27 protein-coding genes are annotated in these 26395 nt (G+C 47.3%); 3 read left to right on the top strand and 24 right to left on the bottom strand.

What is annotated here, in order from left to right:
* Positions 1-4: 4 nt before the first annotated feature.
* From AC4IFB_RS18885 to alaC, 8 genes are all read right to left on the bottom strand, one after another.
* A complete protein-coding gene (locus AC4IFB_RS18885; protein ID WP_490780993.1) occupies positions 5-913 on the bottom strand; it encodes a hypothetical protein in 909 nt (302 codons plus the stop codon).
* Positions 910-1521 carry an arsenate reductase/protein-tyrosine-phosphatase family protein gene (locus AC4IFB_RS18880; protein ID WP_490778802.1) on the bottom strand — a complete coding sequence of 204 codons (612 nt, stop codon included), beginning with the start codon at positions 1519-1521 and terminating at the stop codon, positions 910-912. The genes AC4IFB_RS18885 and AC4IFB_RS18880 overlap by 4 nt, the downstream gene beginning before the upstream one ends.
* Positions 1522-1537: 16 nt before the next feature.
* A complete protein-coding gene (locus AC4IFB_RS18875) occupies positions 1538-2428 on the bottom strand; it encodes an XrtA system polysaccharide deacetylase (RefSeq protein WP_490778803.1) in 891 nt (296 codons plus the stop codon).
* Positions 2429-2481: 53 nt separating this feature from the next.
* Positions 2482-4017 (bottom strand): exosortase C-terminal domain/associated protein EpsI, encoded by a 1536-nt coding sequence (locus tag AC4IFB_RS18870; protein WP_490780992.1) that lies wholly within the window; start codon positions 4015-4017, stop codon positions 2482-2484.
* A gap of 62 nt (positions 4018-4079) precedes the next feature.
* Entirely contained in the window at positions 4080-5099 is a 1020-nt protein-coding gene (locus tag AC4IFB_RS18865; protein ID WP_490780991.1) for a hypothetical protein, read from the bottom strand.
* Between the two features lie 43 nt (positions 5100-5142).
* Positions 5143-6285 (bottom strand): threonine synthase, encoded by a 1143-nt coding sequence (gene thrC / locus AC4IFB_RS18860; RefSeq protein WP_490778806.1) that lies wholly within the window; start codon positions 6283-6285, stop codon positions 5143-5145.
* Between the two features lie 146 nt (positions 6286-6431).
* Positions 6432-7745, bottom strand: a complete 1314-nt coding sequence (locus AC4IFB_RS18855; protein ID WP_490778807.1) for a homoserine dehydrogenase — start codon at positions 7743-7745, stop codon at positions 6432-6434.
* Between the two features lie 32 nt (positions 7746-7777).
* On the bottom strand, positions 7778-8968 hold the full coding sequence (gene alaC, locus AC4IFB_RS18850) for an alanine transaminase (protein ID WP_490781037.1): 1191 nt from the start codon (positions 8966-8968) through the stop codon (positions 7778-7780).
* Between the two features lie 351 nt (positions 8969-9319).
* Between alaC and AC4IFB_RS18845 the strand changes: the two genes are divergently transcribed.
* Positions 9320-9697, top strand: coding sequence for an Mth938-like domain-containing protein (locus tag AC4IFB_RS18845; protein ID WP_490778808.1), 378 nt, complete (start codon positions 9320-9322; stop codon positions 9695-9697).
* A 101-nt stretch (positions 9698-9798) separates the two neighbouring features.
* Here AC4IFB_RS18845 and AC4IFB_RS18840 read toward each other — a convergent pair whose 3' ends face one another.
* Positions 9799-10353 carry a hypothetical protein gene (locus AC4IFB_RS18840; protein ID WP_490778809.1) on the bottom strand — a complete coding sequence of 185 codons (555 nt, stop codon included), beginning with the start codon at positions 10351-10353 and terminating at the stop codon, positions 9799-9801.
* 128 nt (positions 10354-10481) lie between these two features.
* The gene (locus AC4IFB_RS18835) at positions 10482-10625 is read right to left on the bottom strand and encodes a hypothetical protein (protein WP_490778810.1); all 144 of its coding nucleotides are present in this window, start codon (positions 10623-10625) and stop codon (positions 10482-10484) included.
* A gap of 333 nt (positions 10626-10958) precedes the next feature.
* On the opposite strand from AC4IFB_RS18835, the gene AC4IFB_RS18830 reads away from it, so the two are divergent.
* The gene (locus tag AC4IFB_RS18830; RefSeq protein WP_490778811.1) at positions 10959-11654 is read left to right on the top strand and encodes a hypothetical protein; all 696 of its coding nucleotides are present in this window, start codon (positions 10959-10961) and stop codon (positions 11652-11654) included.
* 21 nt (positions 11655-11675) lie between these two features.
* Here AC4IFB_RS18830 and ccoS read toward each other — a convergent pair whose 3' ends face one another.
* The 14 genes from ccoS to surE form a co-directional block, all read right to left on the bottom strand.
* Positions 11676-11882 (bottom strand): cbb3-type cytochrome oxidase assembly protein CcoS, encoded by a 207-nt coding sequence (ccoS, locus tag AC4IFB_RS18825; protein ID WP_490778812.1) that lies wholly within the window; start codon positions 11880-11882, stop codon positions 11676-11678.
* Positions 11883-11906: 24 nt separating this feature from the next.
* Positions 11907-14405, bottom strand: a complete 2499-nt coding sequence (locus AC4IFB_RS18820) for a heavy metal translocating P-type ATPase (protein WP_490778813.1) — start codon at positions 14403-14405, stop codon at positions 11907-11909.
* Positions 14406-14532: 127 nt separating this feature from the next.
* Entirely contained in the window at positions 14533-15036 is a 504-nt protein-coding gene (locus AC4IFB_RS18815) for a FixH family protein (RefSeq protein WP_490778814.1), read from the bottom strand.
* An 85-nt stretch (positions 15037-15121) separates the two neighbouring features.
* The gene (ccoG, locus tag AC4IFB_RS18810) at positions 15122-16558 is read right to left on the bottom strand and encodes a cytochrome c oxidase accessory protein CcoG (RefSeq protein WP_490780990.1); all 1437 of its coding nucleotides are present in this window, start codon (positions 16556-16558) and stop codon (positions 15122-15124) included.
* A gap of 591 nt (positions 16559-17149) precedes the next feature.
* Positions 17150-18001 carry a cytochrome-c oxidase, cbb3-type subunit III gene (ccoP, locus tag AC4IFB_RS18805; protein WP_490778816.1) on the bottom strand — a complete coding sequence of 284 codons (852 nt, stop codon included), beginning with the start codon at positions 17999-18001 and terminating at the stop codon, positions 17150-17152.
* A complete protein-coding gene (locus tag AC4IFB_RS18800) occupies positions 17988-18161 on the bottom strand; it encodes a cbb3-type cytochrome c oxidase subunit 3 (RefSeq protein ID WP_490778817.1) in 174 nt (57 codons plus the stop codon). Before AC4IFB_RS18800 ends, ccoP begins: the two co-directional genes overlap by 14 nt.
* Before the next feature lie 38 nt (positions 18162-18199).
* Complete coding sequence (gene ccoO, locus AC4IFB_RS18795) at positions 18200-18913, bottom strand: cytochrome-c oxidase, cbb3-type subunit II (protein ID WP_490778818.1); 714 nt, start codon at positions 18911-18913, stop codon at positions 18200-18202.
* A 19-nt stretch (positions 18914-18932) separates the two neighbouring features.
* Complete coding sequence (ccoN, locus tag AC4IFB_RS18790) at positions 18933-20366, bottom strand: cytochrome-c oxidase, cbb3-type subunit I (protein ID WP_490778819.1); 1434 nt, start codon at positions 20364-20366, stop codon at positions 18933-18935.
* 457 nt (positions 20367-20823) lie between these two features.
* A complete protein-coding gene (locus tag AC4IFB_RS18785) occupies positions 20824-21567 on the bottom strand; it encodes a helix-turn-helix domain-containing protein (RefSeq protein ID WP_490778820.1) in 744 nt (247 codons plus the stop codon).
* A 5-nt stretch (positions 21568-21572) separates the two neighbouring features.
* A complete protein-coding gene (gene rpoS / locus AC4IFB_RS18780) occupies positions 21573-22577 on the bottom strand; it encodes an RNA polymerase sigma factor RpoS (protein ID WP_490778821.1) in 1005 nt (334 codons plus the stop codon).
* A 95-nt stretch (positions 22578-22672) separates the two neighbouring features.
* A complete protein-coding gene (locus tag AC4IFB_RS18775) occupies positions 22673-23578 on the bottom strand; it encodes a peptidoglycan DD-metalloendopeptidase family protein (protein ID WP_490780989.1) in 906 nt (301 codons plus the stop codon).
* Positions 23579-23647: 69 nt separating this feature from the next.
* Positions 23648-24223, bottom strand: a complete 576-nt coding sequence (locus tag AC4IFB_RS18770; protein WP_490780988.1) for a YqaA family protein — start codon at positions 24221-24223, stop codon at positions 23648-23650.
* Complete coding sequence (locus AC4IFB_RS18765; protein WP_490778914.1) at positions 24223-24861, bottom strand: protein-L-isoaspartate(D-aspartate) O-methyltransferase; 639 nt, start codon at positions 24859-24861, stop codon at positions 24223-24225. The genes AC4IFB_RS18770 and AC4IFB_RS18765 overlap by 1 nt, the downstream gene beginning before the upstream one ends.
* A 23-nt stretch (positions 24862-24884) precedes the next feature.
* Entirely contained in the window at positions 24885-25628 is a 744-nt protein-coding gene (gene surE, locus AC4IFB_RS18760) for a 5'/3'-nucleotidase SurE (protein ID WP_490778824.1), read from the bottom strand.
* 184 nt (positions 25629-25812) lie between these two features.
* Here surE and AC4IFB_RS18755 point away from each other — a divergent pair, with 184 nt between their 5' ends.
* A complete protein-coding gene (locus tag AC4IFB_RS18755; protein WP_490778825.1) occupies positions 25813-26364 on the top strand; it encodes a Smr/MutS family protein in 552 nt (183 codons plus the stop codon).
* Positions 26365-26395 lie beyond the last annotated feature (31 nt).

Genomic DNA, 26395 nt, shown 5'->3' with positions numbered 1-26395 from the left:
CCGCTCATATATCCTGACTGAAGTATTGCTTAAGTTCAGCGGTAAACAACGCTCTACCCTTACCATTCAGATGCACTCCATCCTTATAGACCCCTTCTGTACCCCTAAAATATTTTCGATAGTCTATATATTTATATGCACGAGAGTTCAACAGATCTGTTAATTCCGATGGCACAGAATAGTCATCTTCAATAGGCATGGATAGTATGATCAGCTTAACACCATCTTCATCAAGACGATCGAGAAGGCTTTTTATAATCTGATACTGATCAGAACCATGCTGTTTTTGTTCAGCGCCATTCGCATCATCCGGTCTACCCGCTTGATTTTGTGCTCTGACAAATTGTTCGTAGTGGGGGACAAGATTGACAAGTACTTTATTTCTTACAGCTTCTCTATTTACAAAAAGTTTTGATAGTGAACCTAACAGGAATTCAGAAAATTGCGCAAAAGAATCCATACCGTACTTTTTAAGCAATATCCCATCACTCAACTCAGAAAAATAACCACCCAAGCGACTCGGGTTTGGTTGGTATTGATCCGATAACAGTCCCCATGCAAAGCCGATAACCAGATAGTCCAGCTTGACCTCAGAGGCGAAAACTTGATTCTTCATAATCATGTTCCAATCCCATAATGAGGTTGCGTCAGGTGTTATCTTATCCACCATATATTGATCAGATAAGCTTTTGCTGAGTTGATTCACGTCCACAGACTCATTTATCAGCGAGTTACCGAGAAAGAGAATTTTCGGTCGTTGATCTTCTTTGTACTGCCCAACTATGTCTGGAATTTCGTTTATATGGTTCAGATTGCCTGATAAATTGTTCTCAAAGATTCGAATGCCAACTTCCAGCAATAGCACGCTTGCAATTATTGCAATAAAGACAACGTGATTACTGTTAATCTTCATGCACTACCACCTACCCTGATGTGACTACTTAAGGATGAGCGCTTTTCAACAATCTTATTGGCTATGTCACCTGCACCTATTTCCAACTGTGAAATGACTTTTTCAGTTGCCTCCACCCCTAAGCCATACGGGTCTACGACCTCTACAGACATATTGTTGGTAAAACCACCCACCCAAATGATTTTTTGTATTGCTGATTGATCCATCTGTTTCATCAAATCCCAGTTTTTGCGGTCCATGATGACGATCACATCAGCCCATTCTATATCATCATGGGTTACTCTAGATGACCGGTGGGCAGTCAAGTCGTAACCTCGTTTAGAGAGCAAACCCAGATACTCTTCTACACAGCTCCTACCATCTTTTTCATGAAAACCGGCAGATTTTAACTCAACTTTTTCACCGGCTAACTGTCGTCTCAACAGGTATTCAACCAATGGACTTCTATAGATATTCCCGTAACAAAGCACAAGCACCCTATCCAGCTGCTTAACAGACGATATTGCGGCACTGCTGCTACGTCTTGCAAAAAACAGGATTCGCTGATGACGAATCCTTCTCTGAATAGCTTGCCATATCCGAATTATGATTGGCTTTGTTTCGCTCATATCAGCCAAATCTCATCTAGACAATAAAATCGAGACGTTGCAGAACATCTGAGACGGTTGAAAATTCAAAGTCATCAATTAATTTAAGCAGCCTCGTTTCAAACTTATCAATATTGTTATAGTGCCTGAACTCAGAAAGCATGCTGGATTTAATTTTTGGCTGCCCCTCATCTATCTCCCACGGATGCATATAGAAAATAAAGGGTACATTGTCATGTTTGTTGACCCGCCGCAGACCAGCCTTAGAGAGCCAATAGGGAAATAATCTGAAGTACCCCCCTCCGCTGACAGGAAACCTGCGATTGAGAACACCTACGGTTGACAATGGAAATTCTACAATTTTATTCCCTTTATCGGTTTGGCTGATGTGTGGCTTGGTATCAGCCCCTGGTATCCCATAACGGTCGTGCATGATCGGGAAAATACTCGAATCGTAGGTAAACCCACATTCAGCCAGTATATCCAAGGCCCATAGGGATTTTGATGTTATCGAGTAGCTCGCTGCTCGATAGCCATTTACGCTTGTACCAATAATATCTTCAAGAATCTTTTTTGATTTGCTGGTCTCTTCTAAAAACTGTTCCGGTGTTTGCTTGTAAACCAGATCGTGGCTGTATCCGTGACATGCAACTTCATGACCAAGATCATGAATCTCTCTAATCAGTTTCTGATTTCGCTCAGCAACCCAGCCAAGCACAAAAAAAGTCCCTTTGATTTTCTTATCATCAAAAATTTTCAGTATTCGGTGAGTATTGTTAAAAACGCGCGACTCAAAACTCTCCCACTGCTCTTTTTGAACTTGCTTATTAAATGCGGATACCTGGTAGTAGTCCTCTACATCCACGGTGATCGCATTAATCAATTTATCTCCTATAGCCATACTATTTTCTATAGCTTTTCGCGTCATTGTTTTTCATAATTCCCAACCGATGCTCTTATGTAAGAAAACCATCTTTACTTTCACTGCTCAGAATAGTGATTTTCTATCTCGTTAATAGTTTGATTGATAAATTCCTGCATAGCAGCCCGTTCTGCAACACCATCCCCTTCTCTCTTCGTCGACAGGACAATCACTGCGGCATTACTTTTACCTTTCAATCCTGCGAGAATACCATGCCACTTACTTTGCAGCTTACTTGAAGAGACATAGCCACCAATGTAATACCAGCTCCAGACTATCCTTTCATTACCTTTTATGTCGGTAATCACCTCTTCCAAGACTATCAGTTTGCGGTGATTATCAAAATTTATCTCTCTATCCAAGCGATGTTTCGCTTGCCATATCTCACTATTATAGGCCCGATTGAGATCATTAACCGCCTCTTTCCCTTGCTCTTGATAGGCGTAGTAGGCAGAGTAAAAATCGATACCTTTTCCCTGAATACTATAACTGGCGCGGGTTTCAGAATCGGCATTTACCCATGCTGGACTCCATTTACCAGTCTCATCAATCGGATTATGCGTCAATCCTTTGAAATTCAATATTACCTTATTCGTGAGCTGTGGCTGTAGGCTCTTTTCTGTAATAGCACTATATAGCGGACCGATACTCGCACATAGTAGCAATGCACTTGAAATCACTAAAATTTTACTGTAGGAAGCTGAGCCCGTTCGAACCCCCACGTCAGTCTGCTTGCCAGGCTCATCTTCAGTCTCAGGCAACACCCTTTTTTCAACTAAAACTGTGGCGTACATAAAACTGGCGTAGCAGATTACAAATACAACCCAACCCAGCCAAATATGGTCTTCCAGTAAACTGTGCGTCATATTGGTGTAGTGACCAGAGAGTACGACAATAAAAATTCTAATGCTATTCGATATAAAAGCAATCAGCGATGCCATCAAGACATACAGTAAACTGATAGCTAATGAATATTGGGAAAAGAATGCATATATAAGAGCCAGGGTTATTGCTGCAATCTGGTAACGCAATCCACTGCAGGTATCCCCTACTTCAAATATCCCCTCCGGGATAGTAATGAAGTACGATTCCTGAAATGAGGTATATCCCGTCAAATGTAGTAACTGATTGACCAATATGGCAGTGGGTTGTTGAAGCGGCTGCGAGAGAACCGACCACACCGATGTTGCACTTAGTAGTATGAGAATGGGAAATGCCAGTGTTTTCGATTCACGAATACCGAACAGGGCAAAAACAGTGATGCACAATACCAATATCAGTAGAATTTGAGATGCCACTTGTACCTGAGCAATCTCAGACATCAACCAAATCACAGAGAGAATCAGCAGCGCAATAAGAAAAAGGGGTCTGAAGCGAATTTCCAGAGTTTGACGTCGCGAATACCACTCACTAAACAGCAGGTAGGATGATAGTGGTAATAACAAAAGACCATGGGACTGCAGACTGTTTTCAGCTGTCCAGGTCAGGTAAAGACTGACTGCAGTCTGATGGTAAACCAGTGTCAATATAACCAGACAGGAAAACAGAACTATTCCTGTTAGAATATGATCACCGGCCATCTCTCGTGTCGTCATATTTTTTGACATCTCTAGTTAATACTTCAACATCCACTGTGAAGCTTGCAATTCATCGATGACTATTCATTCACTAACTGAAATAGACTCTTGTCCCTTTTAAACAGATCCATGAGTGGATATCTCTTCCGAACAGAATAGCTCTGCCCCTGACAACTGAATATCGTGACTCGATCTTTACCGATATCAACCATTTCAAAAAGCCTGGAAAGACGCGTATCAATTGTAGTCAATGCCTCTTCCCAGCCAAGTAAATCAGCATCAAGCTCCGCCTCAAGTAATTCTGATATCAAAATGGCGGTAGGCCCATCCTGACGCAGGATTTCTGAAAGATCCCCTGGTAAACCGTAGTTTGGTATCTGACCCAGCTTTGCAAAACCGGCTAGTAGTGAGTGTGAACCATACAAAGCTGTGTAGTTAGATACCACTGTTGGGCAACTTCCAATGCCAGAGACCCAGACTGCATTAACATAAGGTTCACCGGAGAGCATTTTTTGCTGGCTCATTTCATCTTGAAAAAAGAGCATCTGTGTCTCATTTAGAAACTTCCGCCAAACTGCAGCATCTCCACCGGCTGGCAGGTAAGCTTCGATATGGCGACCTGCCACTGATTCCATACTTGATGTCGATATATCCGGCGTTCTGGATAGTTTCATACACCACTGACTTGGTGTGACCTGGCTCAAGAGCATGCCATCACCCTTGAAATGGGCATTAAATTGGGCGATCAAATGCTCTGCATAATCATCTTGAATGGATTGCGAAGCCAGTCGAATCAATATCAACCTATCTCTATCCGCCAGCAGATGAACAGGGGTTGCCAGTGCCCAGCAACCATCATCAGACGCCGCCTGCCCTCCATGGAGGGTCACTGCTCCTGCCGGTAAATCATGGCCCTCTTCAGCTGTTATGCCAAACAGCTGAAAAAGGGTATCAGTCAGATCCAGGCCAGGAAAAGGTGATAACCCTGCCTTACTAAGTGCACGCTCAATATTTTTCGGCCGATAGTCCCGATCTTTGAGTTGCCTGATCGCTGTATCCCAGAACAAACCTGGTATCAACAGGTCTATTTGTCTGCCCATTTTATGGCATTCGCCCGGAGCTGGCACCTCGTTCTAACTAAGCTCAGACCATGTTATCAAATATCGAATGCTTGACTGCATCAAGATCAGCATCAATGGTTATGACAGGAGAGGTTGACTGCTCAATCGCAGTATCAGGATCCTTCAGACCATTGCCGGTAAGGGTACAGACAATACTGGAGCCTTCGGGTATCTTGCCCGATTTTACATCACGCATAGCACCTGCCAGGGATGTCGCAGACGCAGGTTCGCAAAAAACCCCTTCATTCTCTGCCAGCAGTTTTTGAGCTGCGAGTATCTCTTCATCAGAGCACTCATCAAACCATCCACCTGACTCATCCTGTACCTTCCAGGCCTGTTCCCACGACTGAGGATTACCGATACGAATTGCAGTGGCTACAGTCTCCGGATCCTTCACCGGCCCACCCCGCATAAATGGTGCAGAACCTGCTGCCTGATAGCCAACCATTTTAGGTCGCTTCCCGGTAATGGCACCGCCTGCAAATTTACATTGACCGCCACAATATGCACAGGCATCCGTGACCTTTTCCCCGCTGGTACAGCTATATTCGCAATAACCGATCCAGTGCGCTGTTATATTGCCGGCATTACCGACTGGAAGACAATGAAAGTCAGGCGCATGACCCAGCTCTTCAACAATTTCGAAAGCTGCTGTTTTCTGACCCTGCAGCCGGTAGGGATTGATCGAGTTGACGATAGTAACCGGCGCATGCTCTGCAACATCTTTAACAAGCTGCATTCCATCGTCGAAGTTACCCCTGATCTGAATTGTAATGGCGCCATACATCATAGCCTGGGCCATTTTACCCATGGCAATTTTGCCGTCGGGGATCAACACAAAGGCTGTGATGCCTGCCCTGGCGGCGTAAGCAGCTGCAGCTGCAGAGGTGTTTCCTGTTGAGGCACAGATAATCGCCTTACTGCCCTCTTCCACCGCTTTGGTGACCGCCATGGTCATCCCTCTATCCTTGAAGGAACCCGTTGGATTCAGTCCTTCATACTTAACATAGATCTCCACATCCTTACCCAACTGATCAGGAATATTATGCAGGCGTATGAGTGGTGTGTTGCCCTCACCCAGACTGATGATCCGAGTGTCATCATGCACAGGCAGTCGGTCACGGTAGCGGTCGATCAATCCAGTGTATCTGGGACGGAATGGCATGATATTTAACCTCAAAAATCTTTTTTCTAAATGTCACGGAGCCAGAATCTTTGAAATCCTGCTCCCCTGCTGGTCAGAAACTATAATTCTATGCTACGCCTGATTCTCAGAGCTCAGATTCGAGCATCCAATATCAGACAGGCTACTTAGCCATCAAGACGTTCGATCCTGATCCGCATGATCTGTCCCGATACGCTACCCAATTGCTCGATAGCCGCCAACGCTTCATTCAGTCGCTTTTCGACGACTCGCTGGGTCATCATCACCAAAGGCACAGTACTGTCACCTTCAGCAGGTTCTTTCTGATGAATCGCCTCGATGCTGATCTGGGAATCAGCCAGGATAGTTGCAATTCTGGCAACCACACCCGGTTTATCCTCTACCTGCATTCTCAGGTAGTAGGCCGACACAACCTCTTCTATGGGTAGGATTGGCAGATCAACAAGCTCACCCGGCTGGAATGCCAAGTGTGGCACTCTGTTTTCAGAATCTGTGGTCAAGGCTCGCACCACATCCACCACATCGGCAAGCACTGCAGAAGCAGTCGGCTCAGAACCTGCACCCGCACCATAATAGAGGGTCGGACCTACTGCATCGCCATTGACTAAGACCGCATTCATTACACCATCCACATTGGCAATCAGGCGGCGATGCGGAATCATGGTGGGATGGACGCGCATCTCTATACCACTCTCGGTCTTGCGGGTGATCCCAAGATGTTTGATGCGATAACCAAAATCATTCGCATATTCAACATCCTGGGGTTCAATCTTAGTAATACCTTCGGTGTAAGTCTTTTCGAACTGCAATGGAATACCGAAAGCGATTGAGCCCAGAATAGTCAATTTATGAGCCGCGTCGATACCCTCCACATCAAAAGTGGGATCGGCCTCAGCATAGCCCAGTGCCTGCGCTTCTTTGAGCACATCGGAAAACTCTCTGCCTTTATCCCGCATCTCAGTAAGAATAAAGTTGCCTGTGCCATTGATGATTCCGGCAATCCACTCTATGCGATTGGCTGCCAGACCTTCGCGAACCGCTTTGATAATCGGGATTCCACCAGCTACAGCAGCTTCAAACGCAACCATAACGCCATGCTTTTGGGCAGCTTCAAATATCTCATTACCATGCATGGCAATCAGAGCTTTATTGGCTGTGACAACATGCTTTCCGTTTTCTATTGCTTTCAATACCAGCTCACGTGCTGGTGAATAGCCACCGATCAACTCAATGATGATCTCCACCTCGGGGTTATCCACCACGGCGAAAGCATCATCACTGATTTCAACCTGCTCAAGGCCAATCAATTGGGAGGGGTCATAGGCCTTTGCGGCTGCATGGGTAATCTGAATACCTCGTCCAGCACGACGGGCGATCTCATCTGCGTTGCGAGTCAGGACATTGAGCGTACCGCCTCCTACAGTGCCAAGCCCCAACAGACCAACTTTAACTGGATTCACGTGATTACTCCTACAGTAGAATTCTTATTGTCTCAAGATTCGATCAGTCCGTCTTTACGGAACATGTCACGAATACCTCGTACCGCTTGACGTGTACGATGCTCATTTTCAATCAGGCCAAATCGAACATGATCATCACCATGTTCACCAAAACCAACACCAGGTGATACGGCAACCTTGGCCTCGCTTAAAAGTTTCTTGGAAAACTCAAGTGAACCCATGGAACGGTAGGCCTCTGGAATTGGCGCCCAGACAAACATCGTCGCCTTTGGCTTCTCGACATACCAGCCAATGTTATTGAGCCCTTCGCAAAGTACATCCCTTCGGCTTTGATACATGCCACAGATATCCCGAACAACATCCTGTGGACCCTCCAGGGCCGCAATAGCCGCAACCTGAATCGGCGTAAAGGTACCATAATCAAGATAGGATTTTATCCGCGCAAGGGCTGCAACCAGGGTCTTATTGCCGGACATGAAGCCGACTCGCCAACCGGGCATATTGTAGCTTTTCGAAAGGGAAAAGAACTCCACCGCAATCTCATCAGCACCAGGAACCTGGAGAATCGACGGGGCAACATAACCATCGAAGACGATATCGGCATAAGCAAGATCATGTACCACCCAAATATTATATTCCTTGGCGATTTCGACTATCTTTTCAAAAAACTCCAGCTCAACACACTGGGTTGTCGGGTTTCCAGGGAAGTTGAGCACCAACATTTTAGGACGAGGCCAGGAGTCTTTAATCGACTTGACCAACTCATCGAAAAAGTTGCCCCCCGCAACCATCGGCACATGACGCACATCTGCGCCAGAGATGATGAAGCCGTAGGGGTGTATTGGATAGGCCGGGTTAGGTACAAGTACCGAATCCCCAGGCCCCATACAGGCCAAAGCCAAATGAGCCAAACCCTCTTTTGAGCCTATGGTTGCAATAACCTGGGTCTCTGGATCCAGATCGACCTGATAGCGGTTCTTATACCAGTTACTCATCGCCCGTCTTAATCTGGGGATGCCTTTTGACATGGAATAACGGTGCGTATCCTTGCGATTCGCCACCTCGCATAACTTATCTACGATATGTTGTGGCGTCGGTTGATCAGGGTTACCCATGCCAAAATCGATGATATCCTCGCCCCGCGCTCGCGCCGCCGCCTTGAGTTCATTAACAATAGCGAACACATAGGGTGGCAACCGCTTGATTCTGCGGAACTCTTCCATCTCTTGCGTGGACACGGATACCTCGTCTTTTCAATTAGGCCAAAGGGTACAAAGTTAACTGACCCACTATAAAAGATCAATTCAGGAAACCAGTACAAATGCAGGTATGGCGGATTGTAAGCGAAAAACAATCATCTATTCAGGCCAATCTGAGTAAATAGCCAGATTATTATCAGCAACGACAACTTTCAGGGCGGAAATTATCGCCCGATTTCATATTATGATAAGGAACCTTTGAGTAAGCCTGAGCCGAACAGGATCTCTATAGACGACTTGTTCAGAGGTTCCTTTAGCCGTTTCCACTCAATTTCGTCACTTTTTTGTAGTGCCCGATTAAGGTAAGGTCGGGTTATGAAATTCATACTTGATGATGCCAATAGTGGCTACGCCATTCAACACTACACGGTCAATGAGATCACAATCAATGGGAATGTATATCGCGAAAGTCTGGTACTCATGCCCGATCGAATCATCCCCCAATGGCGCCCGACCAGTTTCGATGAGTTGAAGGTGGAAGATTTCATACACATTGCAGCATTTTCACCAGAGATTATTGTCCTTGGTACTGGTTCGAAGCAGCATTTCCCATCGCAAGAGCTGCTTCTGCCGCTGATCGAAAAGCAAGTGGGTCTAGAGGTTATGGCCACAGACGCTGCTTGTCGTACCTACAATATTCTGATGTCTGAAGGCCGGCAGGTGGCTGCGGCTTTGCTGATGATCAGGGATTAAGCGGGATATTTCAGCTTGCCAGTTGCGATTTAAAGAAGTGTCAGGGGTACCAGCGACCAGGGAAGCGCAATCAAGAAGCCCTGCTGCCAAAATGTACCTGATCAAGCAGAAGGAGCATCTGCCTCATCGGTTTGCTCCATTTCATCTTCCAACACCACGATATTCTCTGGATAGGGGTATTTTTCAGCCATTCGTTTGCTCAATTTCCCCTGGGCGGCCTGATGCAGGGCATCAGATTCCATCAGAATAAGTATCAACACTGTCACCATGATTGGCAGCAGTCCAATACCACCAATCAGTGCCATAACCGCCACTTTCTGCATACCCATGTAGGCGTATCCCAACCAGCCCAGAAAAAACACCGTTAACACAGCCAACAACATATAGATAAACAACCGGCTACGCTCAGCGGCAATCTGCCAATGTGCATAGACATACCATTCATCCCGTGATTTCGACTGCTTTGCTCTCCATAGCGTATAGACAAGCATCACTAAGGAGACAACAGGCACAAGGGCCATAGGCTGCCAAAAGGAACGCACGAGTCCCAGTGCAGCCACGAACCATAAAATATGGTTACCAATCAAATTTGTCAGAAATATATCGTGAGGGAATTTGGCCTTTTGGACCAACTCATCGGAGATTTCGAATTTCATCGATAGTCAATACCCAATCTGTTACCAATAGCAGGCATCTTCCCATGATGGTTTAGATACCACAACAACGGCCTTCAACAATAAGTTCAAATACTTAAGCCCAAATACTGAAGAAAATAATTAGCTAATCAACTCTCCTCTTCACTACCCATCATCTTTTTAACCAACCATTTCTTCATCATAAACATCATTAAAAACAATAAGATACCCACTACAATCCCGATCCATGGGTTCTCTTTGAGAATTGTTATAAACCAAAGTCCACTTCCCATTGTAGAATCCTCACTTTATGAATATGGTGCCAAGAGAGTTTTAGCAAAAACCTCAGCTTGTACCCATAAACTACCTGACCTGAGAGAAGTAATCCATATGCATAAGATTCCACTATATGGAACAGGCTCAAAGCAGGTAAGATGGGCCTCAGCAATCATCCCCACAACTGATCACAATCTAAAAGCAGTCTCTACAAGGCTATCTCTTGTTAGATTGGAAATGTCAGAATGGCGTCTGGGTGATCAGGCATGGTTGTCGACCAGATCTATGAACAGGCTGGTCGACCCAATAAGCAACCAGTGCAAGAAGTAACCAAGCAGGACTGACTCTAAATGGAAAAAAAGATTATCTTTTGGGTTGTATCACTATCTGTGGTCGCTGTGGCCCTGGCTATACTATTGCCCGGTGGCCGACAGGTGGACACCAACCCAAGGCTCCCCTGGGATATTCATATATCACCACAGAATGAGATTCAGGTATTTGATTTAACGCTCAACAGAAGCTTACTACCCGAAGCGAGGGATATATTCCGGAATCAGGGAAAGTTGAATCTATTCATTGATGAGAGTGGAGAACCAGCCCTGGAGGCCTACTTTGAACGGGTCTTTTTAAGTGGTCTTAGAGCCGACTTCATTCTCGGCCTAAAAGCTGATGAGGCTCTGCTGGACAAATTGGTAGACAGGGGTTCCCGTATCAGTCGTACCTCAGACTCCACCCATAAAATAGTTTTGGACAGCGACGATATGATCCTGGCAGAAAATTTGCCAATTGAGATGATCAACTATATACCCGCCGCCAATCTGGACGAATCATTGATCAGCAGTCGTTTCGGTGAACCTGCTGATAAGATCACTGAAACTGAAACCGGGGTAACCCACTGGATTTATCCTGAACGAGGAATAACTATCGGCGTCAATCCTGAGGGTAAAGAACTCATCCAATATATGCCGCTGGATCGCATCGACAACTTAGTGGAGCAGATCAAGAACAGTAATATCGAATATGAAGCAAAGATGAATAATGGTTAGCTGAAAAAGAGGGGATCAGAGTTACTCCTGGTCTTCTGCATCCGGCATCATCTGCTTCGGCAAACCCTTTTTTTTCTGCTTCGGGGCGATATCATCATCCATCAGGATTCGATGGGCCTCCCCTTCCAGGTCATCAAACTGGCCACTGCGGGCAGCCCAAAAGAGCACGGCCACTGCAGCAAGCCCTAATATGATCATCCCTGGAATCAAGCCATAAATTACATCCATCCGTTTACTCCATCAGAGATAGTTTCAACTAATCTTAACACCTTTAAACAAGGTACGGATACGTGCGGAATTGCCGATAACAGCTAAAGAACTCAAAGGCATCGAGATCGCCGCTACCAAGGGTGTAACTACTGCAGCCATCGCCAATGGCACCATGACAATATTATAACTGATTGAGATACCTATATTTTGTCGAATCGTCAGCAGTGCCCTCCTTGAGAGTCCTATTGCTAGACGAACCCGCTCCAGCTCACTGCTCATGAGCACGATATCTGCACTCGCAATCGACACATCGGTACCAGAACCCATGGCGATGCCAACATCGGCCCGAACCAGAGCTGGTGCATCATTCACACCATCACCGACCATGGCGACACGCTGCCCTTCTGATTGCAACTGTTTGATAACCTGGTCTTTCTCTTCCGGCAACACCTCAGCGATAACATCCATACCACCAAGTCGCTCAGCAATGGCTTCAGCTGACTGACGCCGGTCACCACTAAGCAGGGTCAACTGCATCCCTTCAGCTTTTAGAGAAGCGATCAAATCTTTAGCATCGGGCCTGATCCTATCCTCTACAGCGACCAACCCAACCTCGTTGCCATTCACTGCTACACGAAACCAGCCGATACCCCGCTCATCCAGCTGATGTTCAAACATATTCAGGCGTTCAGATGATCGATAACCTTCTCTCTCCATCAATGCCGCACTGCCAATCGTAAAGTGATCTTCACCCACCCGCGCAGTCACACCAAGCCCAGGAATCGACCTGAAATCACGACAAGCATATCCAGCTTGATCTTTGGCAAACATCTCAACCCAGTTCACCACTGAATCAGCTGTAGGGTGTTCTGATTGCCGCTCTACCAGAGCCAGTTTCGCCATCAGGTCACGAACCGAGTCTGGGGGCTGTTCATCGCCTTCGTTCCACTGCTCATCATCGGTAAATACTGCAACCACTGAAAGGCCACCCTCTGTCAGGGTTCCTGTCTTATCGAAAATCACATGATTGATAGTTGAGAGTGTCTCCAATACCTCGCCATTCTTGACAAGAATGCCATATTTGGCACCTAGACCAGAGGCCACAGCAATCGACATAGGGGTTGCTAAACCAAATGCACAGGGACAGGTGATAATTAATACCGACGTCGCAGCCAATAGCGCTACTTCAAAATCACTATTGAACCAATATAGAAAGGTTAATGTCGCCAAGGCTAATGTTACAGCAACAAACCAGGGAACAATCTGATCAGCGAGACACTGGATGGGTGCTTTCGAGCTCTGAGCCTCTTCAACCAGACTGATAATCCGGCCAAGGGCCGTATTTTTCAATAATCCGGTCACTTCCACCTGTAATGCACCATGTCCATTAATCGTGCCGGCAGATACATGATCCCCAACTGTTTTATTGATCGCCAGTGACTCTCCAGTAAGCATCGCCTCATCGATAGTCGTCAGACCCTCTACGACAACCCCATCTACAGGCACACGCTCACCAGGCTTAATCAATACCCGCTCGCCGAGGGTAATGGCTCGAATGGGTACCACCTCTTCAGCACCGCCTGGTTCCAGACGTGTCGCGACTCGGGGTTGAAGATCGAGCAGACGCTGGGTGGCCGCCACAGCTTGCCGTTTCGACATTGCCTCAAGATAGCGACCAACAAGAATGACAAAAAGGAAATTGACCACTGTATCGTAGTAAACCTCACCCACTGTAGTGCCACTGAGGGTGATATAGAGCGAGTAGAGATAGGTGATTGAAGCACCGATAGCGATCGGCAGATCCATACCAAGATGTAAATTGCGCAACCCAGACCAGGCACCTCTGAAAAAGGGATACCCTGAATAGAGGAGTACTGGTGTAGCCAGGGCAAAACCAATCCAGTGGAACAGACTTCGAAACTCTCCTTGATTTGCACCGGCATAGAGTGCAATTGAGATCCACATCAGATTCATCATGCCAAATGCGGCGAAAGCCATTCTATAGAGTAGATGGCGATTCTGTTTCTTCAGGGTTCCCTCTGCAGCTTCAGGATCGTATGGCACTGCTGCATATCCAATCTGTCCCAAACGTTGAATGATTTGCGATAAGCTGATTGCACTGTTATGCCACTTAACATGCAGACGCTTTCCAGATAGATTGACCTGGGCGGAGACGATACCTGGTACAGGGTTCAAGGTGTGCTCGATCAACCAGACGCAAGCCGCGCAATGTATCCCTTCAATCAGGAGATGAATATCCCTCTCCTCCGCCAGTTCACCTACAAACTCGGCCTGCACATCATCCAGGTCATAGAGTGCCAACTCTGTGGGAATATCGGGTGGTGGAGCGAGATTAGCGCCTTCAGGTGTACGCTGGTAGAAACCTTCCAATCCAGCATCATAGATCGCTTCGCATACGGCTTTACAACCAAGACAACAGAAATGTTGGGTTTCACCCTCGATTTCACCGGTAACATCATCTTCCGGGGGAATGGGAAGCTGGCAATGGAAACAGCCTTCAGAGGCGTCTACGTGTGACACGGATTCTCCTGTAAAGAGGTGAAAATCGCTTTCCGGTTTAGCTGAAAACCATCAACCTCATCAGAATGACAGGTATCCTTGGCACAATCTCGAACATGGGTCTGACCTGCATCTCAAGCGTCCCAGACTAAGGCACCCAATCGATGCCTACACCGATCCTTTTAGGCACCTGGTATTCGTCCTCTCCATTGCGAATACTGACCAGCGTATCCCAAGCGCCTTTGAGGGGGAAACTGACCGTTGCCTCATACATTCCAGGGCCAACACGCTGCATGGGTACGGAGAAATCCTGGTCGGCATCAGAAGGGCGATACGCGTGGAAGGTAACTTCATCGCGGTCAATTGGCTCACCCTCTTTATCAGTCACACTATATTGGCAGAGCACAGGTTCGCCTATCCCAATCTTCGAGGGCAGCTTAACCTTCATTTTCCACTGGGGATCCCTTGCCTTACGCTTGAGCATGTTCTTCTCATAATCCTGCCCACGCTCATAGAAGTCATCCACAACCAGACCAGGATTGTTATCGATTGCCAGGTAAATCATGATCATATTCATGGTAAAGAAGATGACCACCATTGCCACCCAGGCAATGACCCAGGGACTTCTCCAAGCTGATTTTTTGTCTGTCATGGCGATAACTTATTTCGACTTCATTAAAAATGAAAAGGGCGGACATCTCTGTCCGCCCTAAGAATAGACCTTATTTTATCAATCTCTAACGCCGGGGGCCAATAAAAACACTCACACGTTTGTTTTCAAGCACCTCACCATCATACTCGCCCTGAACTTTGAAGGTAATTGGTAAGGTCTCCTTGGTTAGCAAGGTTTGAGGAACCCGCACAAAGACCGTGCGTGCAGTGACTTTACCGTGACGCGCATTGGTCACAACATCCTCATCCACAAATACCAACCCTTCTGGCCCCTCAGCGCTGAGGGTAACCGGGACATCCTGGGTCATTTTATTGAGAATTTTTACAGTATATTTATTCTGAATACTGCCATCACTCTGCAATACAAACAGGGGTTGCCGATCATGTATTACCTTGATCTCCAGTGGCGCCAGAGAGGTTAATCCATACGCAATACCTGCGAGTGCCAGACTCATTATTGCAGTGTAGACCCAGACACGAGGCCTTTTGTACAAGGGTACCGGTTTTTGCTGTGCCTCCAGTGATTCATAGGACTCATAACGAATTAAGCCCTTTGGCCGCCCGATCTTCTCCATGACCTCATCACAGGCATCGATACAGAGGGAGCACATGATACAGCCCTCCTGCTGCCCATGACGGATGTCAACGCCAGTCGGGCAGACCGCAATACACTGCTTGCAATCGACGCAATCACCTGTGGTTCTATCCTCTTCAGCCTCTCCTTTTTTGATGCGACCTCTTGGCTCACCCCTATGAAAATCATAAGAGGGCACCATGGTGGTCTTATCGATCATTACCCCTTGAATTCGAGCATAGGGGCAGAGCCAGAAGCAGGCCTGCTCGCGCATATATCCTGCCAGGACATAGGTCCCTGCTGTGAACAGTGCAATGGTGCCATAGGCAACTGAACTAGCCTGCAGAGTAAAAATATCACGCCACAGGTCAAAAACATCATAAAACCAGGCAACGAAGCTTACGCCGGTTAGTGCGGAAATCAGTAGCCAGACCAAGTGCTTAGTTACTTTGATTCTGACTTTGGTGGCACTCATTGGCGCTTTTTCAAGCTTGCGACGTTTTATTGGCGAGCCTTCCAGTTTCTCCTCCAGCCAGGTAAAAACATCTGTCCAGACAGTTTGAAAGCAGAAGAAGCCACAATAAACACGCCCGGCAAGTGCGGTGGCCACAGCCAATAGCAAGGCGAAAAAAAGCAGTGTCAGCGACAGCATCCAGAAATCCTGAGGAAGAATAGTTACACCCAGGATATGGAACTGACGGTTCGGAATATCAAAAAGGATAGCTTGACGATCTCCCCATTGAGCATAAGGACCGACAAAAAAGATAATCCAGAAAGAGGCGGCTAACCATTTAATATTGCGCCAATAACCACCCATGCGCTTGGCATGTATAGTCTCTTCACCTGTATTCAGATTCCAATGTGCCGATTCAGCGTATAGATCATCCACAACATTTTGCTTGGATGCGGTCGTCTCACTTGCGCTCAATTGCTCAACTCCTCTGAATCAGTGGGGGTAATTTAGAAAACCATGATATAGGTCACGTTGCTTACTAGCCAATGCGATTTATCAATACATTAAGGCCAATTAAACGACAGAAAGTTGCCATTTTACAGGCTTAACCGAGTTCTAAAAACAGATAAACAGACGCAGAATAGTACACTGATTTTCTGGAAGATGTTTAAGAATAGCCCTATCGAAGCAGGATAAGCAGTTTTTCAATGCTTATGAAGAAGCAGCATGAAAGCAGTGCTGAATCCCCCATAATTCATAGAGTTAAATAGAATATATCAGCACAAAAATCACAATTTGTTTCAGAAATAGAAAAGGGGGAGTATTAACCCCCCCTTCTCTAATAATCGCTTGTCAGCTTAGCTGTTGTGTTTTTCAGCATCACTTTTAATCAGCTTATTAACCTTAAAGCCCAAGTAGACAATGATTACAACGCAAATCACCACGCTAATAATGGAACCCCAAAATACTGCGTCTCCGTTCATAGCAATCCCCTTATTTTATAACCGTGCAAGAGCTCCCTTCTCACACGGCAATGATGAAAAAATGCTTCTACCAGAAGGCTGTTTATTGACCACCACCGAAACGGTGAACATATACAGCAATCTTTTTGATGTCATCTTCAGATAAGCGACCACCAAAAGCCGGCATCTCAGCATTACGAGTTTTTGGCTCAGTGGCATCATTCACGCCATATGCAATGGTGTATTTGATGCTATCTTTCAAGGTCTCACCTTCAGCTGGCATAAAACGATAGATACCATCAGTCAGGTTTGCTGAACCGAGTACAGCCATACCCTTACCGTCCATGCCGTGACAAGCGATACAACCTTTCTGAGTGAAATTTGCATCAGAGGTTGGATTACCTGCCATGATGGCTTCAGCCAAACTATCAACTTCAGCATCGGAGAGGATCTTGCCGTGAGCGGTCATGATCCCCTTGCGACCCATAGTGATGGTCTGTTGAATAGTCTCGATGGCACCGCCGTAAAGCCAATCATCGTCAGCCAACACTGGGTAGCCTGGGCCACCTTGTCCACCACCGCCATGACATGCCGCACAGTTGTCACCAAACAGCACCTTCGCAGAAGCTATGGTGTATTGAGTCAGAGCAGGTGTCGCCAGAATCTCTTTTGCCGACATGCCCTTGATCTGGGTTTCGAACTCGGCTCGAACTGCTTCGACCTCGTCTACACCAGCCTTATACTCATCCATCTGACTCCAACCCATGACACCCTGTGTAGGCTCTTGACCTACAGGCCACATTGGATAGAGCACACCGTAGGCTATCCACCAGATCACAGAAGCCCAGAAGGCAATCATCCACCACCGTGGTGGCGGGTTACTAAGCTCCCGGAGGTTATCGTCCCATATATGTCCGGTATTGTTCTCACCCGGAAAAGGATTATTGTCCGCCATTTTTGTCTCCGCTATCAATTGCATCATCGTCCATTGGAATAAAGCGGTTCTTCTCCAGCTTTTCCCGATTTTTTGGACGTAGCGCGTAGAAATATACGACTACCATTAGTAAGAAGGTGACCACCGTCATGATCATTCCGATCCAGTCGTTGGTGGTCATAGCCTCCCAATTAGTTTGAAAGTACTCTTTCATAACTATTACTGACGGTAGACCTTGTTCTCGTCTAGAGCCGCCATGGTGCCTAAAACCTGTAAATAGGCGACCATTGCATCTTCCTCAGTCTTGCCTGCCAACTCAGCATTAGCGCTGGCAATATCCTCTTCGGTGTAAGGAACACCAATGAGTTGCATGACTTGAAAGCGTCTTGCCATATCCTTGCCTTCAACTGTATTTTCAGCCAGCCAAGGGTAGTTAGGCATAACGGACTCAGGAACAACCGAACGCGGTGCACGTAGATGCTTGCGGTGCCAGTCGTCAGAGTACTTACCGCCGAGACGAGCAAAGTCAGGACCGGTACGTTTGGAACCCCACTGGAAAGGATGATCGTACATAGACTCCGAAGCCAGAGAGTAGTGACCATAACGTTCCTTCTCATCACGGAAAGGACGTACCATCTGAGAGTGGCAGGTGTAGCAGCCTTCCCTTTGGTAGATGTCACGACCAGCCAGTTCCAAAGCAGTATATGGACGCATGCCATCACCTGGTTTATGGTCCTGCAGGGTCTGTCCTGCTTGACGTTGCCAGATCAGCTCAGGAGCAGTGTTATGCTCGAACGTGTTCTTCATAGTGAAGAGTGGGACGATTTCCACCAAGCCACCTACAGAGAGGGCCAAGGCCAGAATAATCAGGAGAAGCCAGATGTTTTTCTCCATCTTCTCCTGAAAGCTTACAGATTGGTTATCATTCGCCATTTTGCGAAACCCCCTTAGATTAAGCTGTAGCCGCAGCGGTGCGGGCTTGTTGCAGACTACCTTCGCTGGACGCTTTCACGACTGTCATGATGACATTGATCAGCATCAGCACGGCACCGAGCAAGAAGATCATGCCGCCTACTGCACGCATTGCGTAGTAGGGATGCATCGCTTCAACAGATTCCGCGAAAGTGTAGGCCAGAGTTCCGTACTCATCGTAAGCACGCCACATCAGACCTTGCATGATGCCGGATACCCACATGGCTACGACGTAGACGACCGCACCGATGGTTGCTGTCCAGAAGTGAGCATTGATCAGCTTCATGGACCACATTTCGGTATGGAAGGTACGCATCATCATATGGTAGATAGCACCGATAGCAACCATGGCAACCCAACCCAGCGCACCAGAGTGCACATGACCAACTGTCCAGTCAGTGTAGTGAGAGAGGGCGTTAACAGTCTTCAGTGACATGACCGGACCTTCAAAGGTGGACATGGCGTAGAAGGCCAGAGACATGATCATGAAACGCAGGATGTAGTCGGTACGTAGTTTGTCCCAAGCACCTGAGAGGGTCATCATACCGTTAACCGCGCCACCCCAGGATGGGATAATCATCGCCAGAGATACAGCAGCACCCAGTGAACCAGTCCAATCTGGCAGTGCGGTGTATTGCAGATGATGAGCACCAAGCCATACATAACCGAACATCAGAGCCCAGAAGTGGATAACTGATAGACGATAGGAGTAGACGGGACGTCCAGCCTGCTTAGGTACGAAGTAGTACATGATACCCAGGAAGCCAGCTGTCAGGTAGAAACCTACAGCATTGTGGCCCCACCACCATTGAACCATCGCGTCTTGGACACCGGCGAAGACTGAGTATGATTTAAACAGATCAACAGGAACAGCCAAACTATTGACAACGTGCAAGTAGGTGATCATCACCATCATACCCAGGAAGAACCAGTTGGATACATAGATGTGGGATGACTTTCTGGTAGCGAGCGTCATGATGAAGTTGAAAGAGTAAGCCAGCCAGACGACAGCAATCGCCAGATCTATTGGCCACTCCAGTTCAGCATATTCTTTACCAGAAGTAAGACCAAGAGGAAGTGTAACCACCGCAGAAACGATAATCAGATTCCAACCAAAGAAGACAAACCAAGCAAGCTTGTCACTCCAGAGTCTCACGCCGCAGGTTCGCTGGACACTATAGTACGATGTCGCCATCAACGCACATCCACCAAATGCAAAAATTACAGCATTGGTATGAAGCGGACGAAGACGACCAAAAGTTATGTATGGAATATCAAAATTCAAAATCGGCCATGCCAATTGGGATGCGATTATCACACCCACTAATGCGCCTACTACAAGGTAGACAACGGCCATGACGGTAAACCAGCGCACAACATCAAAGTTGTATTTTTGCTCGGCTGCGGCGTCCATGTACCCCCCTTAAACAAATAATTGAACGAAACTTAAAAGACAACATTTTTGGGAATGTCCCAAAAATACAACTGTGTGAAATGACACAATTGCAGCGTGACATATATCACTCTTAATTGGATCAGATGTCAATACGAAAAAGCCTATAAGTCGGCAAGACGCATCTCACGTAACCTATTGTTTAATTAAAATAATATGGGCATATCCTAGAAATTGACTCAGATCAAAGAAAACGGAATTAAACAAATTTACCTAGACAGAGCTGAAACCTGCAACAACAGTTGCTGACAAAGAAGTTTAAAAAGTAATTGGAATAAAAAAGACAGAGCAAAACAGTCGGATTTATTTATTGATAATCACTCTCAATAAAACATTTTATTGATGGGCGCATTCAATCTGCTTCTAATAATTTAAACGGCGGAAGAGTATCGTCAAAAATATATAGAGTTGGGTATTTTCAACGTAAGGTTGTGACCTTCTCCAACTCCTCTGGATTGAGAACCCTTAGCATATGTTTTCTCAAGCCTATCAATCCGAAATTCTGAAACTTGGTCAATACACGACTCACAGTTTCTCTCGCTAATCCAAGATAACTGGCAATATCACTTCGCGACATGCTCAATGGAAGCTGATATTGAGGCATACCCCGTAGCCCGGAGCGCTTAGACAGGCTCAGTATAAAAGCAGCTATGCGTTGCTCTGCATTCTGTTGAATCAATGAGGTTGTCACCAGATGATTCACAACAACCTCCTGACCCAGCATGCGAATCAGTGCAGCTTGAAGCTTTTCCGTATCTTGACCGAAATGGAGTAGACGATTCACCTCTAATTTACAGACGCTACTCTCTTCCAATGCCCTCACAGCATATGAGTAGGCGTGATTGGCAATCCCTTCCGTACCAATCAAGTCCCCAGGCAGGAAAAAGCCAACCACTCTCTCCCTGCCTGAGAGATCCACACTTACCGCTTTGAATGCTCCGGATTTGATTGCAAATAGTGCGAAAAAGGGTTGGCCAGGTCGAAACAGTAGTGCACCGCGCTGAATCGGCTGGCGGCGCATGAGTATTGCTTCGGTTTGACAAAGCTCGTGCTTGCCGTAACCAAGCACTTCACAGAGTGGATCGAGGCCACAATCACGACAGGCAACCTCCAGGGCAGTTTTGTCATCCGCTCCAGCAGGTTCGCAGCATGACTGAACCATTGCTTCTACTTGAATATAGACTCAACGGAAAAACCATCCCGCTCGAGAATATCCCTTAAGCGGCGCAAAGCATCCATCTGTATCTGCCTGACCCGCTCCCGAGTAACTCCCAACTCGTTGGCAACCTGTTCCAGGGTGGAATTCTCATAGCCATGAAGACCGAATCGGCGCTCTACCACCTCTCTCTGCTTATCATTCAATTTGCTCAACCAACGGTCTAAATTGGCATTCAGACCATCATTCTGGATATCCACTGTGGGATCCAGATTCTTTTCATCTGCGATGGTGTCGAGTAAAGGCTTGTCAGCATCCTTACCGAATGGGGTATCCACTGAAGTGACACGCTCATTCAACCCAAGCATGCGTTTTACTTCGTCAATTGGACGATCCAGCAGATCAGCTATCTCTTCTGAACTCGGTTCGTGATCCAGGGTTTGGGCAAGTTTGCGGGCAGCCCTGAGATAGACGTTGATCTCCTTAACCACATGAATCGGCAGTCGAATGGTTCTGGTCTGATTCATTATGGCTCTTTCGATCGTCTGGCGAATCCACCATGTTGCATAGGTGGAGAAACGAAAGCCACGTTCCGGATCGAACTTCTCTACCGCTCTGATCAGGCCTAGATTTCCCTCTTCAATAAGATCCAGAAGCGCCAGACCACGGTTCATGTAACGTCTGGCAATCTTAACCACCAGGCGTAAATTACTCTCGATCATTCGTTGCCTGGCAGCTTGATCCCCTTTTTGAGCCAGTCTGGCGAAATAGACCTCCTCCTCAGCTGTTAGCAGCTTGGAGATACCGATCTCATTGAGATAGAGCCGGGTTGCATCCATCTGAGCATCACTGGCTTCAGCGCTCTTGGCTTTAATAGGTGCAGGGACATCAGGTTTCTCAACAACAGCCTCGGTCTCATCCTCCTCTTCAGGTAGGACGATATCAGTATCAACATCTTCCAGAACAGTATCGCTACCGCTCTCAGGTTCGTCCGATTCTTCAGGACTATTGCTCATCTCTCATCTCCATCGGTCAAATCATGCCTTCTGCGCTATTAACTTGCACCGTCGTACCCAGTTCAAACGCTAAGCAAGTCCACCTGTATAGTTATCTATTTTCTTGGTAACAGCGGCAGAGGATTTATCGGCTTCCCCTGTTTTCGAATCTCGAAGTGCAACACGGGTTGTCCTCCGCTGTTTGGTGAACCCATGTGTGCCACTATATCGCCTTTGGCGATTTTATCACCCTCTTTTACCAGCAGTTTTCGATTGTACCCATAGGCACTGAGGTAGTTCTGGTCATGTTTGACGATTACAAGGTTCCCATAACCCACCAAGCCACCGCCTGCATAGACTACTCTTCCTGACTCAGCCGCTTTAATCGGCTGACCCAGTCGCCCACTGATCCAGACTCCTTTTCTATTCTGATCTGAATTTGAAAAAGTTTGTGTCACTCTCCCCATGGTCGGCCAGGACCAGTCTAACTTGACCCTATTTTTCCGATGTGTGACTACAGTTTTCCTGGCAGGCGCCGGTTTGCTCTTAGTTTCTGTTTTTTGCGGCTGCTTTGGCGGTGTTTTTTTACCAGGGAGTGCGGGCTTCTTGCTTTTAGTAACTTTTACCACCGGTTTGGTAGCTGGTTGTTTTGGTCTCTTTGCAGATCGTGTTTCCGGCGGCTTTAAACGCAAGCGCTGTCCAGGATAGATTGCATACTTAGGGGCTCTAATCCCATTCCATGCCGCCAGCTGCTCATGCTCCAGATAGTAGCGCCAGGAGATGGAGTAAAGTGTATCCCCAGGCTGCACCAGATAGTAAGTCCGGGAAGACCTATGCCGCTGAGGCATTGATTGTTTTTTAGTGCTTAAGGCTGCTGACCGGTCTTGCGGATGGGTATTGATGCCCCGACTGTAAACTGGCGCGCTACCACTGGAAGAGCAGCCAATAAGAAGCATCAGCAAACTGAAGATCAGCGCGTGGAATGGAAAGATCAGATCAATCAATCCGAATCTGCTTTGCATAAGCAACCTAAAAGTTTGTCGCAAGACAGACTATCAGCCTCAATACCCTACCCATTCAGGATGACTCTGTCATTTCAAAAAAATGAACAATAAAACAAACGCCACTACCATAATCCAGCCCAGTCGATCTACATAGCGATGCAGCGCCCTCTCCATCCGCGCACCTCCCCAGGCCATCAGTGCAGCTACCAGGAAAAAGCGCGCGCCTCTACCGATACTGGATGCGATGAGAAAGGGCACCAGCGCCATAGCAACAACCCCGGCTGTAATGGTAAATATCTTGTAGGGGATAGGTGAAAACCCAGCGAGTAAAACTGCCCAGATCCCCCAACGCCCAAACCAATCCTTTGCGGCGAGATAGCCCTCCCAATAACCCCAATCCTGGAGTAGTGGTTCAACGAAATCGAAAGCAAAAACGCCGATAAAGTAACCAAACACACCGCCAATGACAGATGCCAGGGTAGTCAACCCTGCAAAAAACCAGGCTCTGGATGGCTCAGCCATACTCATTGGCGCCAGCATCACATCCGGTGGTATCGGAAAAAAAGAGGATTCGGCAAAGCTTAATCCAGCAAGATAGCGAGGTGCATTGGGATGCCTGGACCACACCATGGCCCGGGCATAGAGCGCTGAGAAGAGACGCACTAGATCATTCCTCCGACCAGAGGTACAAAATTTGCTGATTCCAACTCTTGCTTCTGAAAACCATCCTTTGTACGGATTATCCGAATCATTACTTGTCCCTGGTTGCTTTTAACTGGAATGATCAAACGCCCCCCAACAGCCAGCTGTTCAAGCAGACTCTGAGGCAATACTTCAGCTGCGGCCGTTACGATTATTCCATCATATGGAGAGTATTCCGGAAGACCAATCCCGCCATCGCTGTGTTTGAGACGGATATTTCTTATACCAAGTTCCCGAAATCTGATGCGGGCCTGCTCAAGTAAGGCTGATATTCTCTCAACACTATGAACACGCCGAACCAGTTGTGCCAGGATTGCACATTGATAACCGGACCCTGTACCAACTTCCAGCACCGTTTCGAGTGGCCCACCCTGTAATAAGGCTTCTGTCATCCGGGCAACGGTATAGGGTTGCGAAATAGTCTGACCATGGCCGATGGGGAGCGCCGTCTCTTCATATGCCCGACTGGCCAGCGCTTCATCCACGAAAAGATGTCGCGGCATATTGCGCACTGCCTCCAATACAGCCGTATTACGAATCCCCTTACTGCGCAATCTTTGCACAAGCCGCTCCCGAGTCCGTTGGGAAGTCATGCCGATTCCCTGGTGCTCTCGACGAATATTCATTGATTGAGCCACTCATCAACCTTTTCCAGCACACTATGCCGGGTGAGATCCACCTGTAATGGTGTCACTGAAACATAATCCTGACGCACTGCATGAAAGTCGGTTCCAGGCCCTGCATCCTGCTCTGCACCTGCTGGCCCGACCCAATAGATTGTTCGACCCCTGGGATCCTGACTCTTTATCACCGGCTCTGCTTTGTGCCGATGTCCAAGCCTGGTAGAGACGATACCCCGAATCTCTGAGTGGGGAATATCGGGTACATTCACATTCAAAATCACATTCTCATTCAGTGGCTCACTAAGCAGTTTTCTGACCAGGGTTTCAGCTACCCGTGCGCCGGTTTCAAAATAGCTGGGATTGTGTGAATTCATTGAAATGGCTATCGCCGGCAATCCCAGGAATCGTCCTTCAGTCGCCGCAGCAACAGTACCTGAGTAGAGCACATCATCCCCCATGTTGGGCCCTGCATTTATGCCCGATACAACCAGATCCGGCTCCTGCTCAAGCAAGCCGGTAATGGCCAAATGGACGCAATCGGTAGGTGTCCCGTCGACACGGATAAAACCATTCTCCATGGTCTGTACACGAAGCGGATTGACCAAGGTCAGAGAGTTACTTGCGCCGCTGCGGTCCTGATCAGGCGCAACCACCACAATCTCCCCAACTGTGGATAGCTGTTTGGCCAGCATCACCAACCCAGGTGCCTGGTAGCCATCGTCGTTACTCAGAAGGATATTCATAGGGGGCACAATATACTGGAAATAGCCGTCAGGCTCACCCTCCAAATCGACCTCTCTCAAACACGAGGATTGAGATTCCTCTCAACTGCTCCTAACATGCTCCTGTGTTGTGTCGTATCCAGATCAGTGAGACCAGCAATCACTATGCGAGACTACACTTGAGGAAAAATTGAGCAACGGCAAAATGAGCAAGCAGAGTGACAAACCGGATGACAAAGCCCTCTTTGTTGAAGAGTTAGGTGATGCCACACCACTGAAAGAATCCCGTATAGCCCCCTATCGGCGTCGATTGCCACCCAGGCCGTTGAATCTGCCAGTGGGTGATGAGGACGAATTACTCCAGGATCAATACTCAGACCAGGAGATTGAGACTGGCGATGAACTCTATTTCTCCAGACCAGGGGTACAAAACCGTCTCATGCATGATCTGCGTAGGGGCTATCTGGAGATTGGTGCCGAACTGGATCTGCATGGTCTGACCGTGCGCTATGCCAGAGCAGACCTGAACGATTTCCTGAAAAAATGTCAGCAGATGCGTATCCGCTGTGTGAGAATCATTCATGGAAAGGGTTATGGATCGGAAGGACGTCAACCTGTACTTAAGCACAAACTCAATGTCTGGCTGCGCCAAAGAGAAGATGTACTCGCATTCACCTCAGCCACACGACGGGATGGCGGGACAGGTGCAGCCTATGTTCTACTTCGGAATCCGGATAAAAGTTCACATAATTACTAGTGTGGTGTAACGTACAAACTGTACCAATCAG

Source organism: Candidatus Thiodiazotropha sp. AKIB8, assembly GCF_058244675.1.
This window is presented reverse-complemented; position numbering and strand designations above follow the sequence as displayed.

What these genes read in the sequence shown, in the direction of transcription:
- AC4IFB_RS18815 (WP_490778814.1), bottom strand. Translation starts at nt 15,036, where the DNA reads ATGACAGACAAAAAATCAGCTTGGAGAAGTCCCTGGGTCATTGCCTGG.
- alaC (WP_490781037.1), bottom strand. Translation starts at nt 8,968, where the DNA reads ATGGAAGAGTTCCGCAGAATCAAGCGGTTGCCACCCTATGTGTTCGCT.
- AC4IFB_RS18775 (WP_490780989.1), bottom strand. Translation starts at nt 23,578, where the DNA reads ATGCAAAGCAGATTCGGATTGATTGATCTGATCTTTCCATTCCACGCG.
- AC4IFB_RS18875 (WP_490778803.1), bottom strand. Translation starts at nt 2,428, where the DNA reads ATGACGCGAAAAGCTATAGAAAATAGTATGGCTATAGGAGATAAATTG.
- ccoN (WP_490778819.1), bottom strand. Translation starts at nt 20,366, where the DNA reads ATGGACGCCGCAGCCGAGCAAAAATACAACTTTGATGTTGTGCGCTGG.
- thrC (WP_490778806.1), bottom strand. Translation starts at nt 6,285, where the DNA reads ATGCCATTCCGTCCCAGATACACTGGATTGATCGACCGCTACCGTGAC.
- AC4IFB_RS18840 (WP_490778809.1), bottom strand. Translation starts at nt 10,353, where the DNA reads ATGAAATTCGAAATCTCCGATGAGTTGGTCCAAAAGGCCAAATTCCCT.
- AC4IFB_RS18865 (WP_490780991.1), bottom strand. Translation starts at nt 5,099, where the DNA reads ATGGGCAGACAAATAGACCTGTTGATACCAGGTTTGTTCTGGGATACA.
- AC4IFB_RS18845 (WP_490778808.1), top strand. Translation starts at nt 9,320, where the DNA reads ATGAAATTCATACTTGATGATGCCAATAGTGGCTACGCCATTCAACAC.
- surE (WP_490778824.1), bottom strand. Translation starts at nt 25,628, where the DNA reads ATGAATATCCTTCTGAGTAACGACGATGGCTACCAGGCACCTGGGTTG.
- AC4IFB_RS18755 (WP_490778825.1), top strand. Translation starts at nt 25,813, where the DNA reads ATGAGCAAGCAGAGTGACAAACCGGATGACAAAGCCCTCTTTGTTGAA.
- AC4IFB_RS18880 (WP_490778802.1), bottom strand. Translation starts at nt 1,521, where the DNA reads ATGAGCGAAACAAAGCCAATCATAATTCGGATATGGCAAGCTATTCAG.
- rpoS (WP_490778821.1), bottom strand. Translation starts at nt 22,577, where the DNA reads ATGAGCAATAGTCCTGAAGAATCGGACGAACCTGAGAGCGGTAGCGAT.
- ccoS (WP_490778812.1), bottom strand. Translation starts at nt 11,882, where the DNA reads ATGGATGTAATTTATGGCTTGATTCCAGGGATGATCATATTAGGGCTT.
- AC4IFB_RS18830 (WP_490778811.1), top strand. Translation starts at nt 10,959, where the DNA reads ATGGAAAAAAAGATTATCTTTTGGGTTGTATCACTATCTGTGGTCGCT.
- AC4IFB_RS18870 (WP_490780992.1), bottom strand. Translation starts at nt 4,017, where the DNA reads ATGACGACACGAGAGATGGCCGGTGATCATATTCTAACAGGAATAGTT.
- AC4IFB_RS18885 (WP_490780993.1), bottom strand. Translation starts at nt 913, where the DNA reads ATGAAGATTAACAGTAATCACGTTGTCTTTATTGCAATAATTGCAAGC.
- ccoP (WP_490778816.1), bottom strand. Translation starts at nt 18,001, where the DNA reads ATGGCGGACAATAATCCTTTTCCGGGTGAGAACAATACCGGACATATA.
- ccoO (WP_490778818.1), bottom strand. Translation starts at nt 18,913, where the DNA reads ATGGCGAATGATAACCAATCTGTAAGCTTTCAGGAGAAGATGGAGAAA.
- AC4IFB_RS18785 (WP_490778820.1), bottom strand. Translation starts at nt 21,567, where the DNA reads ATGGTTCAGTCATGCTGCGAACCTGCTGGAGCGGATGACAAAACTGCC.
- AC4IFB_RS18835 (WP_490778810.1), bottom strand. Translation starts at nt 10,625, where the DNA reads ATGGGAAGTGGACTTTGGTTTATAACAATTCTCAAAGAGAACCCATGG.
- AC4IFB_RS18800 (WP_490778817.1), bottom strand. Translation starts at nt 18,161, where the DNA reads ATGACCACCAACGACTGGATCGGAATGATCATGACGGTGGTCACCTTC.